Origin of the sequence: Vibrio sp. Sgm 5 (assembly GCF_026241575.1) — a bacterium.
GTDB classification, from domain to species: Bacteria; Pseudomonadota; Gammaproteobacteria; order Enterobacterales; family Vibrionaceae; genus Vibrio; species Vibrio jasicida.
The window spans coordinates 241,609-252,261 of the sequence record NZ_JAPHPY010000001.1 but is presented as its reverse complement, the minus strand read 5'-3'; the positions used below and the strand labels follow the sequence as shown (position 1 = coordinate 252,261).

The window sequence follows — 10,653 nt, the reverse complement described above, 5'->3', positions numbered from 1 at the left end:
ATCATCAATGATAAGAACCAATGACAACGCCAAGCGTTGCAATACTGAAACGTCGTTTAAACATCGCTACTTTCTGTGTGAAATGCGCTGTGCATTGACTGACTCTTAGATACAGCATTTCACGATAGTCACTAGCTATGGTCCGTCTATGTCTACATAGACGGACACTACGACCACCTCTAAGCCATTGATTAAATGGACTTCCCATGCCTTTTCGAAAAACGAAAATGCACGAAAGATGAGCATAGACTCATCTTTGGCTGCGTTTGCGAAGCAAACGCCCAACAACATACGGGCAAACAATAGGGTTGGAGCTTTTTGAAAGCATGCGATGTGGCCGCCAGACAAATTGATTGCAAACCACCGTAAAGCAATACCAATGAATAACGCAGAGGATCGGACATCCTCACACAAAAGAGCAGTACACGCGCAAGTATGAAATGCGCAATAACACTTAACATCCAAGGCTTGATGCTTCATCGCAGTATGAATACTCAGCCTAAGCCACCGCTCTTAACAATCTTGTTCTAACTAGGAAAACAGCATGTTCACCAGAGGCAATACCGGAGCTAGAAACCACGGATTGCGCAGCCGCGATATGGCTCGTGCAGGAAGAAATGCGATGACTGAAGCTTGTGAATCAAAGACAACGTCTTATTCCACGACACAACAAAATGCAGACCGGTTCGAGAAGTTTGCAAGATACTGCGTCGATAACTTTTCAATCAATGATTCTCGGAAAATTGAAAACTCCCACATTCTCCAATATGCCGAAGAGTTAGCAGAGCGAGTTGAAGATGGTTCTCTCAGCGTATCATCTGCGCACGACTACTTAAGTTCAGTCAACGCAGTGATCGCTCAAATGAGGCAAGATAATCTCGTCAGAGTGACTGCTGCACAAACAAATATCCCCAACCGGAGTCACATAACAGAGCAATCAAAAGCCTGTAGCAAGGATTTACATCAAAATGCAACCCAGCGGACCTACTTACTCAAGTGGGTCGAAACTTCAATCCTGTGACGCGTACTTCTCATGTCAATATTATCAATGGAACAAAAGGAGGCAGGTCAAGGATCGTAGATATAACATCAAAAGCTCAGATTGAAACACTCAAAAAAGCGGCACAGATTCAGGGTAGCCATCGTTCAATGATCCCAAAGAACCTGTCCTATAAAGAATTCCGAGGCCATTGCTATTCAGCATACTCAAAAATCAAAGGTTATAGCCCACACAAGGAGAGGCATCACTACGCACAACATAAGTACACGCAAGTAATGAGAGCGTTACCTGGTCAAAACAATATCTTGGCTCCGGTGCTATGCAAGCATTCACGAGGTCGAGAGCATATCAAATACATTGCATCAGCAATCGGCTCAACCTACCAACAAGCAAAAGAGCTCGATTATCGCGCACGCTATGCCGTTGCAACGTCACTAGGGCATGCGAGAGTAGACATCACTAACGCTTACTTAGGTTGATTGGAGGAACTGCTTATGTACAACATCCTGAAAGATCTCCATAAACCATTAGGGGACTTAAAAAGAAAAGGAGGAAAGAAATCAAGAAAGCAGCAAGCGAAAAAGGTTGAGTTGTTAGTCTTAAGCATTGCCGAGCACGAGCATGCAGTGAAATGAGTCAATCAAATTTATCGCAACCACGTTACTGGTTTTATCAAACGAATCAGTAATTATGCTCTCAGCACCAAGCGAGATTATAACTATGTGATAAGGTACTTCTGGAATACTGTCTTAAAAGGAGACTCTCAATATTACTAATTAATTCATAGTTAATGAGACTTTCTAAATACTAATAGAAAAACTCCAAAAGCTAAGCAGAGAAAGGATTTGAAAGGAAATGAGGTGAAATTACGGGTCATGCCAAGAGTCTTGATATTTGGGACACTGCTCAATACCAAGACTCAATAAAGTTAGATGTTCGCGTCAAACGAAAGTGTGTTGCTCGTGATTTCCCTTGTCCTTATTTTTTGGGCTGTTGACTGTTGGCTGTTGGCTGACCTAGAACCATAACAACTTCACCTATAACCTTCAGTCTTTCGTCAATATCATTTCTGGTTACGAACTCTTCTGCGTAGTCTGTATTATCGCTTACAACACGATACCCATCTCTCATAATGCAGTATTCCAAGCGTTTAACTTTCAATAGCTCATCTAATCTAATTACATAAACGCCATCAAAGGGCTTCCATTGCGGCTCTTCTATCAAATTTACAAATAGATCATCTCCATCGTGGATGAACGGCTCCATGCTATTCCCTTTGGCTTCTATAATGCATAATTTTTTGTGCATTAGCCTTTTTTGTCTAAGCCATTGTTTTGAAACATTGAGTGTATCAGTCTCGTTTTCGGTATCAATAAAGGAACCACCACCAGCAGACGCGACAACATTATACTTGGTGATTGCAATTGCATCCTGATTGCAGCATTGCTCGACTATCGCATCCTGTCCTGTAGCTAACCATTGAACTGATACTCCTTCAGCGGTTGCAATCGAAATCGCCTTATCTAAGGACGGTATTGAGCCACGAAGGATATAGCTGTTAATGGTTGATGCGTTTATCCCCCAAACTTTCTCTAATTTCCGGCCACTTCGCCCATTCGCCAGCTGCTTTATTCGTTCTAAAACAGATCCTTTTACATCGTTTTGAATCGGATCGTGCCTGTCATTTTCTATGCTGGTATTTCCTTTGATGTAACTCATTGATTGTCAAACCGTTTAATTAATTCTTGATTATTTTTTAAGCAATCGAGAAAAGGATCGCAATTTTGTTCTTGCTTTGGGTAATTTTGCGATCAATACTTAGCGCCGTTGCTTAGTTATGTAACTAAGTTCAGTTGCTTAGTGCTATTGCTTAGTAACGTTACTACGCAGAGTAGCAAAAAGTAGGCAGGAGATCATTAGTGTCTATTCAAAAAGAAGATATGCACCGAGTTGATATAGTCGCAGCTCTGCATAAAAGAGGTATCACGGTAAAGCAGCTCTCACTTGATGCGGGACTTGCGGCGTCAACGCTAAATAATGCGTTAGTAAGGCCTTACCGAAAAGGAGAGTCAATCATAGCGGTAGCGCTTGAGATGACGCCCGCAGATATATGGCCTAGCCGTTATCCGCAGTGAGGAATAAATGTTTTACACGGTTGCTGAGTTAACAGGCTTGGTAGGTGTACCAAGACTGGAACGGAATGCTCGAATCTTTTTAAACAAATTGGTCGAGAACAACGAAACACACAAACGCAAGCGTCAAGGTACGAAAGCTTTTGAATACCACATTGACTGCTTGCCCGATGAAACAAGGATTCATCTTCGCCAACAGCTCGCGTTAAGTGCCGAAAGAATACAAACAACAACACTTAATGAAAGCGAGTCGATTAGCTCAGATGAAATGTGGTTCGAATTTGAATCAGCTACAGAAAGCCAAAAGGAAAAGGCAAAGACAAGGCTTGCGACGGCTCTGACAGTTAAGGCGCTTATCGATAAGGGCTTTAAAAAGAAAGAAGCCATTCAAAAAGCGGCGTCGGTATCTAGCTTTAGTGCTGATGCGATATTCCGGTGGTTCTACAAGGTCCCAGGACTAAACAAGATCCCCGTTGAAGATTGGCTCCCCTACTTGTTACTAAGTCGAGGTGGCAATCAACAAGAGCGGCCCCAAGCTGAGTTTAGCGAAGATGCTCAAAAGTTCTTTAAAAAAGCGTATTTACGGCCTCATGTCACTATTGCAGAGGCTTACCGATTAACAGTGCAAGCAGCGGCTGTTCATGGTTGGCAAGTGCCTTCCTGCAAAACAGTAACGCGATGGATGCACAAGAACATTCCTTATGAGCTGCGTATGTTGTGGCGAGAAGGTAAAGCGGCGGTCCACCAGCGATTGGTTCCGGCTCAACGTCGTACTCGAATGGGTATGCATGCACTAGAGCTGGTCTCCGGTGATGGTCACGTGGCAAGGGTTCACTGTCAATTAGAAAACGGCACCATAATCCGTCCGTTAATTTGGGTGTTTCAGGATGTATTCAGTTCCGCAATCGTGGGCTATAGCATCGACATCTCAGAGAATAACGAAATGCTATCAATCGCCATAGCAAATATGGTTAGCAAGTACGGTCTACCAGGTGGTTTTGTTTTTGACCAAGGCTCTGCTGCGCTATCAGACCAGATTACTGGTTCAATGGTTAAGCCAAGTAAACGAGGACGTAAATACAAGAAGTTCGACTCTTCAGAGTTGAAAGGTTTACTCCAAACGCTCGGTTATGCCGACAGTGATATTCGCTGGACTGGCGTAATTGAAGATACCGTTGGCAACAAGGGTAACGCACGAGGCAAGCCTGTCGAACGCGCCTTTCACAGTAGAGGTGGTATCGGTCAGTTTGAGAGACATCCTGCGTTTGATGGTTGTTATACAGGGCGCAGCGTGGAAGACCGACCAACAAATTACTTGGGAGGTAAGTCAGGCGTTCCGTTCAATGTGTTCTGTGAACTGTTTGATAGTTGGGTGACTGATTTCAATACTACCTTGGGGCGTCGAACAGAGATGGCGCGAGGCACTAAGAGTTATCAGCAGGTATTTGATGAAAGTTATGCGGTTTCTCAAATCCGTAAGCCGACTCAAGAACAAATCAGGCTTTGCTTGCTAAGGCGAGAATCGGTCATGGTTCGAGAAAGTGGCGTGTTTGAATTGATGGCAAGTAAATACAAGCTCAAGACGGACTCTTGCTACAAAACCAACCGTTACCAATCCGCCATGCTCTATGACTACATTGGTCAAAAAGTCATGGTTCGATACAACCCGTACGACATGCACAGTGAAGTGTATGCCTATGACCAAAGAGGTCAGTTTATCGGTCCAGTGCCATGTGTCGAGGATTCTGGCTTTGGTAGTAAGAGCGCAAAACGTCTTCAAGCATTGAAGAGTTCTGACATGATCGAGCGAGTCAATATGCTCAATGAACAAGCCTCTTTGATGAGTAAAGAGCACTTCGAAGAAATGGTCATGGGGCTTAAAAACGAACAGTCAGATATTGGCTCAGTGGTTCCAGGCATTAGTGAGATGGTGCCAAGTTTACCAAGCAGTATCGATGGATTTGAAAAGGTTGCGACTCTCGATGTGGAAAGTGGCGAAGACTTTGATGATGACATCAACATCATCAGTGGTGTGTTTAAGACATTCAAACCAGAAGTGGTGAATGGTTAGTTCGCGAAAGCGAGGCATTATGAATAACGTATTAGAACAAGTCAAAATAGTTATAGAGCAAGACGGTTTAACCAATGCTGAAGTTGCTCGTCAGTCAGGTGTTTCGGCTCAAATCTTGAGTCCACTACTAAAGGATAAGTACAGCAGCAATTCTGAGCAGCATTTAGAAAAGCTGGCAAATTGGCTGCGTACTTACCAGGCAGGTAAAGAAACGCGAAGAGAGGTATCTCAAGAGCCGGATTGGGTAGAAACACCAACCTCTAAGGTGTTGCTTGAAATGATGCGCCTATCGCAAGGTTTTCAAGCTTGGACTATGGCTTATGAAGGCGCTGGCGTTGGTAAAACGAAGTCAGCAAGACGCTACCAAAAGCACAACAGTAATGTGTGGATTGTAACGGCTTCTCCAAACACGAAATCACGTAGAGCGTTTCTAGCTGCGATTGCTCGTGAGATGGGTATGAATGCAAACGGCATGACCATTGACCGATTGGATTACGAGATAGCGCAACGTATTGAGGACAGCAACGGCTTGCTGATTATTGATGAGGCGCAGTACGTCACTGATGATTCTTTGAATGGCCTTCGTATCCTAACGGAAAGCCGCATTGGTGTGACCTTATTGGGTAATGACGTTGTACGTTCTCGAATGAGTGCGCCGAAATCTCGCACCAACATGTATCCAGTATGGAGTCGTATTTTGAAGTCGCGCAAAATCACACGTTCGACTCAAAAAGATATCCTGGCTTACATCAAGGCTTGGGGAATTACGGATTCAGCGGTGGTTCAATGGGCGTTCAAAACCATCCCTAGTACCACTGGACAGATTCGAACGCTACGTAACCTTATCCGCTTAGCTATCTCGATCGCAAACGAAGAAGGTACTGCGGTTGGTGTCGCGCACATGGATAAGGCTTACAACTTCATTAAAGAGGTGGCGTAATGGGTAAGTTTATACCTGGCGTAGAAAAGGAAGGTCTCGAAGACCTTGTTATGGCTCAGCTTCAATTTGGCCCTAAAAAACGACATGAGTTAGATGAATTATTGGGAACGTCAACCAGTGGTGCGCTAACACGTTTACGCAAGTGTGGGGCTATCAAGCGAGTTGGAAATCATCTTAGTGGGTGGCAAGCAACGGATAAGCCATACCGAGAGATTTGCAATCATTGTAAAGATACGGTGTTTGCGTGGCGAATTTACGATGGCGAATGCAACTCGTGTCGCCAAACAAAAGGTACAGCCTCTATAAGCAATAAGAGCATGTACCACGAATATGACCTTGCAGCCCCTTTTAACCGACTTCTTAGGCTGCCGTTTGGGTTGTCATCTGATCACTATGAAGCATGTTTGAATAGGAATTAAATCATGTTAGCTGACCATGTTGTTGTTCTTGGTAAGTCTTGGGTATCTCATCGTAGTCCGATGGGTAAAGGTTCATTGATTGTCTGTGAAACACCACTACAACTTAATGAAATGGTTTTAGGTGAGATTGGTGAGCGTTCCATTCATACCATTGACATCAACTTCAATGGTCAGAGAAAGACAATGCAAGCCGTTCGTATCAATCGCGATACGGTTTGTTGGGAAGGTTCTTCTGCGTTAATTAAGGAAAACGTATGTTCCTCGCACTAGGTATCGGGTTTGTTGTTGGTGTTACCGTAGGTGCGGTAATTGGTTTGGTTGTTTTTGTGAAGCGCTTAGGTGCAAAAGTCGAGGAAGTAAACACCGAGTTTGAAAGTATCGAGGCGGAATACACCGAGCTCGTTAAATGTTGGGAGCAATTAGCTGAAAAAGAAAAACACTTCCACGCTCGACGAGCACAATTTATTGAATCTTTAGAAGGTAAAAAAGAATGAACACTCAAGTAGAAAACACCGCAGTAAAAGAAATCACAGTTCAAAACGCGGCACCAGAAGGTTATATGCTGGACCGAAAACAACGTCTTGTTCCTGTTGCTCAAGTTGAAGAACACGACAAGTTGATGGATGACTTTGTGCGTAACCTGGTTGGTGAATCTAAGACGTACCGTGAGCAACTGGCTCAATTTAAAAAGAAAGCATTCGATGATTGTTATGCATTCATGGATCTGCTTGCTGAAAAGTACGAGCGTAAGTTAGGTGGCAAGAAAGGCAACGTATCATTCACAACATTTGATGGTTCTTGCAAGGTGGTCATTAACGTACAAGACAGCATCACCTTTGGTCCAGAACTTCAGATTGCAAAAGACATCATTGATGAGCTTGTGAATGAGTGGTCTGAAGGCGCAAATGAAAACTTACGCGCAATCATTACTGATGCGTTCCAAGTGGACAAGGAAGGCAACATTAACACCTCTCGCATTCTTAGCCTGCGCCGCATCAAGATTGATGATGAGCGTTGGTTAGATGCAATGAATGCGGTATCGGAAAGCGTTCTCGTGTTCACCAGCAAGTCTTATGTTCGCTTCTATGAGAAGAGTCCAAAAGGTGAAATTCAAGCGGTGTCTCTGGATTTCGCAAAGCTGTAATCAGCATCCAGCTCACTTGCAATGAGTGAGTATTAAACCCAAACAACCAACACATTAAATACAGGCAAGCGACGCTCTAGGCGTTCCCGCTTTGGCTTCGTATTGCCTGAATTTAGTGTGAACCTTATTTGAAGGTGTTTTGAATGAAGAATAAAACGATAGCAAGTAAGCAATTTTTGCTGAACGCAGGACGAGCAGCAAAGTTTGAACAAGCGGGATTGTATGGAGATGCCGCAGTATGGTGGAAACGCGCTGCTAAGAATCATGGAGGCACATCGTGGGCGAACATTAGATGGGCTATCCATCGCCGAGAGTACTGCTTCCATTGGAAAGACAAAGTGGTTGGAGCAAGCAAATGACGATTCATACCATTGAAGCCATTTACAAAGAAATCGAGAAGGCAGAGTACGTAAAAGCAACGCTTGATACATCCCGTGAAGAAGCTACCTATGAAGACGGTGCGATTGATGCGTTACTTTGGGTATTAGGCAAAATCCCTTCCCCATTTGAGGATTAAGCAATTGAAACTGAATAATCCACTAGCCATTGATAACGGCACTAACGTTCAGTTGTTATTGTTACGCAAAATCATGAAGGCTAAATATCGAAATATTGAATGTCCTTGTGACTCTGGCTTGAAGTTCAAAAAGTGTTGTTTAAAGAAAGCTGAACTTAAATATAAATCACTAAATTTAAATAGATAGGAAATGTAAAAATGACAACCGAAAATAACGATAACTTTACTCCGACAATGAATCCAAGTGATGTCTCAGTGCAAGATATGTTCGGTCAGATCCTTCAGCAACGTATCAATGAAGGTGCTTTGGAAAAGGCTATCACTGAAAAGGTTGATCGCATGATTGATGATGTTGTATCTGATGCGTTTCGAAGCTACGGCGATATCGCTAAGTCGATGAAAGAAGCGATTACTGCTTCCATCACGCCAAACTTAGAAGATTTAGGGACATTTCCCACTTACCACCACTTTGTTATGCAAAGTCTAAAGTCGGCTGTCACTCGTTTTCAAGATGAAAAGTTGCAAGCAGTTATCGATAAGGAAATGAAAGAGTTGTTCAGCGAAATTCCAGAAGAATTAACGCTGTCATGGGTTATCGACCAAATCAAAGAGCAGATAAAAGGCGACGATGACGACTACCGAGAAGGTCAGGATCTAACACTCATTATTGATGAGGATGGTTCGTTTACTCACATCTATATCGGCAAAGAGCCAGAACAGGACAAATGGCAATGCGAATATAAGATTAATACGCATAAAGGCGAAATCTATAGCGTCAAAGTTGATGGTAAAGAGAAATCGAACTCTGTTTGTGTTGGCCCACTTTACCGATTCGAAAAGGCGATTTTCAACGCCTATGTTATGCGTGCCAATCTAATTCTTGACCAAGGTACGGATGAAAGCTCTTACGACACTTATATTGAATCTAACTACGATTAAACGAAACAAGTCCTGAAAGCTATTCAATCTGGTAAGAAGTTAACTCGTCTTACTCGTTAAAAAAATTATTTAAGTTAGGCAAGCGGCGCTATCAGCGCATCCCGCTTTGGCTTCGCTCTGCCTAAAAACAGCATTCAACCTTATTTAAGAGAGCATTAAATATGGGATCGAATAATACAGAAGCGCTTTCTCGTACGCTGTTGATGGAAACTAAAAGCATCATTGGTCATGCGGTTCATACCATGCTTGACTCCAATGCCAGTGAAGTCCAAAAAGACAGCGCAATCGACAATTTGGTTTCTTGCATGTTCGCAATAGAAGATTACTTTGTTCAAGGATTGAAAAATGACCAGGCACAAACGAATGATCAAAACGTATCACCAGCAACATCAGAAGCCTTGGAAAAATCAGCAGTGGAGACGCACTAATGGCAATCACGCTTGAAGCTAATCGCGGTACTCGAAAAAGAATAGATTGGAGTGGTGGTCGATACGGACAACTGTTTGAGCTAGCTAAGACGCTCACATCTGAAGAGATTGGAAAAGCAATGGGGCTTAATAGCAAAACCGTTCGCTCCACACTGAGCCGATTTCGCATCCAAATCAAAAATGGAAGAGGAAACCCAAAAGTTGGACAAAAAGAAATAGACCTGATGCTTGAGCGAAGAAAGCAAAATGTTCCTCTCGTTGATATAGCAAAGGAGTTTGGCATTTCTTATGACCATGTCAGTCGTTTAACAGCAAAGCAATTCGCAAAGTGGAGAGAGGAAAATCAACATGTCTAATAAAGATATTGACCGAATTAAAAAACTGTTGCGCTTAGCTAAATCTTCCAATGAGCACGAAGCAGCGGCGGCAATGTCTCGCGCTCAATCGTTAATGAAGCAGCACCGCTTAAATAGCAATAGCCCAGAGTTAAGCGATATTTGTGAAGAGTTCGCGTTATCTAAATTTAAATCCCGAAATCCCGCTAATTACTTTGTCGCTCTGGCGCTTAAAATTGGAGAAGCATTCGGGTGTCATGTTTATTTTCGATTTGACTGGGTTACAAGCTCCTATCGTGTTTACTTTACAGGACACAATGAGCGGCCTGATGTTGCCAAATACGCCTATGAAGTATTGGAGCGTCAATTAGTGAAATCGAGAAAAGAATATATCTCGACATTAAATAAGCGGATCAAGAAAAGTACAAAAACAGCGCGAGCCGATTTATTTTGCGAAGGTTGGGTGATTGGCGTAAAGAGATTAGTTGAAGACTTTGCTTTAACAGAAGATGAATCGACGCAACTAAAAGAGTATGTCAAAGCTCAGCATCCAGATATGAGTAGTAAAGAGTCACGCTCTGCATCGACTAAAAACGCTCGTGGTGGTTCACATGACGCACATTGGGCGGGTTTTCAATCAGGACTAGAAGCTGAATTAAACCGAGGTGTGAACGGTAGTGAACAACGCAAATTAGCCAACGTTTAACAAGATAATAAGGAATACTAAA

Annotated in this window: 17 protein-coding genes and 1 pseudogene; 17 read left to right on the top strand and 1 reads right to left on the bottom strand. The window is 43.0% G+C overall.

The window, feature by feature from the left end; genetic code table 11:
• Positions 1-544 precede the first annotated feature (544 nt).
• From OQJ86_RS01185 to OQJ86_RS01180, 3 genes and pseudogenes are all read left to right on the top strand, one after another.
• On the top strand, positions 545-1,021 hold the full coding sequence (locus tag OQJ86_RS01185; protein ID WP_265985319.1) for a hypothetical protein: 477 nt from the start codon (positions 545-547) through the stop codon (positions 1,019-1,021).
• Positions 997-1,245 (top strand): annotated as a pseudogene (locus OQJ86_RS26625) (integrase domain-containing protein); the annotation flags it as partial. The gene OQJ86_RS01185 and the pseudogene OQJ86_RS26625, both read left to right, overlap by 25 nt.
• A 30-nt stretch (positions 1,246-1,275) precedes the next feature.
• Positions 1,276-1,479, top strand: coding sequence for a hypothetical protein (locus tag OQJ86_RS01180; protein WP_265985317.1), 204 nt, complete (start codon positions 1,276-1,278; stop codon positions 1,477-1,479).
• A gap of 499 nt (positions 1,480-1,978) precedes the next feature.
• Here the strand turns inward: OQJ86_RS01180 and OQJ86_RS01175 are convergent, their stop codons facing one another.
• Positions 1,979-2,719: a LexA family transcriptional regulator gene (locus tag OQJ86_RS01175; protein ID WP_265985315.1), complete on the bottom strand. Its 741-nt coding sequence runs from the start codon at positions 2,717-2,719 to the stop codon at positions 1,979-1,981.
• Positions 2,720-2,940: 221 nt separating this feature from the next.
• On the opposite strand from OQJ86_RS01175, the gene OQJ86_RS01170 reads away from it, so the two are divergent.
• The 14 genes from OQJ86_RS01170 (at position 2,941) to OQJ86_RS01110 (ending at position 10,631) form a co-directional block, all read left to right on the top strand.
• On the top strand, positions 2,941-3,135 hold the full coding sequence (locus OQJ86_RS01170) for a helix-turn-helix domain-containing protein (protein WP_265985357.1): 195 nt from the start codon (positions 2,941-2,943) through the stop codon (positions 3,133-3,135).
• 7 nt (positions 3,136-3,142) lie between these two features.
• A complete protein-coding gene (locus tag OQJ86_RS01165; protein WP_265985313.1) occupies positions 3,143-5,203 on the top strand; it encodes a transposase domain-containing protein in 2,061 nt (686 codons plus the stop codon).
• 19 nt (positions 5,204-5,222) lie between these two features.
• Complete coding sequence (locus tag OQJ86_RS01160; protein WP_265985311.1) at positions 5,223-6,143, top strand: AAA family ATPase; 921 nt, start codon at positions 5,223-5,225, stop codon at positions 6,141-6,143.
• Positions 6,143-6,562, top strand: coding sequence for a hypothetical protein (locus OQJ86_RS01155; protein ID WP_265985309.1), 420 nt, complete (start codon positions 6,143-6,145; stop codon positions 6,560-6,562). Before OQJ86_RS01160 ends, OQJ86_RS01155 begins: the two co-directional genes overlap by 1 nt.
• A gap of 3 nt (positions 6,563-6,565) precedes the next feature.
• On the top strand, positions 6,566-6,832 hold the full coding sequence (locus tag OQJ86_RS01150) for a hypothetical protein (RefSeq protein ID WP_265985307.1): 267 nt from the start codon (positions 6,566-6,568) through the stop codon (positions 6,830-6,832).
• The gene (locus tag OQJ86_RS01145) at positions 6,817-7,056 is read left to right on the top strand and encodes a hypothetical protein (protein ID WP_265985305.1); all 240 of its coding nucleotides are present in this window, start codon (positions 6,817-6,819) and stop codon (positions 7,054-7,056) included. The genes OQJ86_RS01150 and OQJ86_RS01145 overlap by 16 nt, the downstream gene beginning before the upstream one ends.
• Positions 7,053-7,706, top strand: coding sequence for a DUF3164 family protein (locus OQJ86_RS01140; protein ID WP_265985303.1), 654 nt, complete (start codon positions 7,053-7,055; stop codon positions 7,704-7,706). The genes OQJ86_RS01145 and OQJ86_RS01140 overlap by 4 nt, the downstream gene beginning before the upstream one ends.
• A gap of 143 nt (positions 7,707-7,849) precedes the next feature.
• Positions 7,850-8,065 carry an ANR family transcriptional regulator gene (locus OQJ86_RS01135; protein ID WP_265985302.1) on the top strand — a complete coding sequence of 72 codons (216 nt, stop codon included), beginning with the start codon at positions 7,850-7,852 and terminating at the stop codon, positions 8,063-8,065.
• Positions 8,062-8,223 (top strand): hypothetical protein, encoded by a 162-nt coding sequence (locus tag OQJ86_RS01130; protein WP_265985300.1) that lies wholly within the window; start codon positions 8,062-8,064, stop codon positions 8,221-8,223. The genes OQJ86_RS01135 and OQJ86_RS01130 overlap by 4 nt, the downstream gene beginning before the upstream one ends.
• A gap of 73 nt (positions 8,224-8,296) precedes the next feature.
• Complete coding sequence (locus tag OQJ86_RS26620) at positions 8,297-8,410, top strand: SEC-C metal-binding domain-containing protein (RefSeq protein WP_416236437.1); 114 nt, start codon at positions 8,297-8,299, stop codon at positions 8,408-8,410.
• An 11-nt stretch (positions 8,411-8,421) separates the two neighbouring features.
• Positions 8,422-9,162 (top strand): hypothetical protein, encoded by a 741-nt coding sequence (locus OQJ86_RS01125; RefSeq protein ID WP_265985298.1) that lies wholly within the window; start codon positions 8,422-8,424, stop codon positions 9,160-9,162.
• Between the two features lie 161 nt (positions 9,163-9,323).
• A complete protein-coding gene (locus OQJ86_RS01120) occupies positions 9,324-9,590 on the top strand; it encodes a hypothetical protein (RefSeq protein WP_265985295.1) in 267 nt (88 codons plus the stop codon).
• A complete protein-coding gene (locus OQJ86_RS01115) occupies positions 9,590-9,946 on the top strand; it encodes a hypothetical protein (protein ID WP_265985293.1) in 357 nt (118 codons plus the stop codon). The genes OQJ86_RS01120 and OQJ86_RS01115 overlap by 1 nt, the downstream gene beginning before the upstream one ends.
• Positions 9,939-10,631, top strand: coding sequence for a DUF2786 domain-containing protein (locus tag OQJ86_RS01110; RefSeq protein WP_265985291.1), 693 nt, complete (start codon positions 9,939-9,941; stop codon positions 10,629-10,631). The genes OQJ86_RS01115 and OQJ86_RS01110 overlap by 8 nt, the downstream gene beginning before the upstream one ends.
• Positions 10,632-10,653 lie beyond the last annotated feature (22 nt).

What these genes read in the sequence shown, in the direction of transcription:
- OQJ86_RS01185 (WP_265985319.1), top strand. Translation starts at nt 545, where the DNA reads ATGTTCACCAGAGGCAATACCGGAGCTAGAAACCACGGATTGCGCAGC.
- OQJ86_RS01180 (WP_265985317.1), top strand. Translation starts at nt 1,276, where the DNA reads ATGAGAGCGTTACCTGGTCAAAACAATATCTTGGCTCCGGTGCTATGC.
- OQJ86_RS01175 (WP_265985315.1), bottom strand. Translation starts at nt 2,719, where the DNA reads ATGAGTTACATCAAAGGAAATACCAGCATAGAAAATGACAGGCACGAT.
- OQJ86_RS01170 (WP_265985357.1), top strand. Translation starts at nt 2,941, where the DNA reads ATGCACCGAGTTGATATAGTCGCAGCTCTGCATAAAAGAGGTATCACG.
- OQJ86_RS01165 (WP_265985313.1), top strand. Translation starts at nt 3,143, where the DNA reads ATGTTTTACACGGTTGCTGAGTTAACAGGCTTGGTAGGTGTACCAAGA.
- OQJ86_RS01160 (WP_265985311.1), top strand. Translation starts at nt 5,223, where the DNA reads ATGAATAACGTATTAGAACAAGTCAAAATAGTTATAGAGCAAGACGGT.
- OQJ86_RS01155 (WP_265985309.1), top strand. Translation starts at nt 6,143, where the DNA reads ATGGGTAAGTTTATACCTGGCGTAGAAAAGGAAGGTCTCGAAGACCTT.
- OQJ86_RS01150 (WP_265985307.1), top strand. Translation starts at nt 6,566, where the DNA reads ATGTTAGCTGACCATGTTGTTGTTCTTGGTAAGTCTTGGGTATCTCAT.
- OQJ86_RS01145 (WP_265985305.1), top strand. Translation starts at nt 6,817, where the DNA reads ATGTTCCTCGCACTAGGTATCGGGTTTGTTGTTGGTGTTACCGTAGGT.
- OQJ86_RS01140 (WP_265985303.1), top strand. Translation starts at nt 7,053, where the DNA reads ATGAACACTCAAGTAGAAAACACCGCAGTAAAAGAAATCACAGTTCAA.
- OQJ86_RS01135 (WP_265985302.1), top strand. Translation starts at nt 7,850, where the DNA reads ATGAAGAATAAAACGATAGCAAGTAAGCAATTTTTGCTGAACGCAGGA.
- OQJ86_RS01130 (WP_265985300.1), top strand. Translation starts at nt 8,062, where the DNA reads ATGACGATTCATACCATTGAAGCCATTTACAAAGAAATCGAGAAGGCA.
- OQJ86_RS26620 (WP_416236437.1), top strand. Translation starts at nt 8,297, where the DNA reads ATGAAGGCTAAATATCGAAATATTGAATGTCCTTGTGACTCTGGCTTG.
- OQJ86_RS01125 (WP_265985298.1), top strand. Translation starts at nt 8,422, where the DNA reads ATGACAACCGAAAATAACGATAACTTTACTCCGACAATGAATCCAAGT.
- OQJ86_RS01120 (WP_265985295.1), top strand. Translation starts at nt 9,324, where the DNA reads ATGGGATCGAATAATACAGAAGCGCTTTCTCGTACGCTGTTGATGGAA.
- OQJ86_RS01115 (WP_265985293.1), top strand. Translation starts at nt 9,590, where the DNA reads ATGGCAATCACGCTTGAAGCTAATCGCGGTACTCGAAAAAGAATAGAT.
- OQJ86_RS01110 (WP_265985291.1), top strand. Translation starts at nt 9,939, where the DNA reads ATGTCTAATAAAGATATTGACCGAATTAAAAAACTGTTGCGCTTAGCT.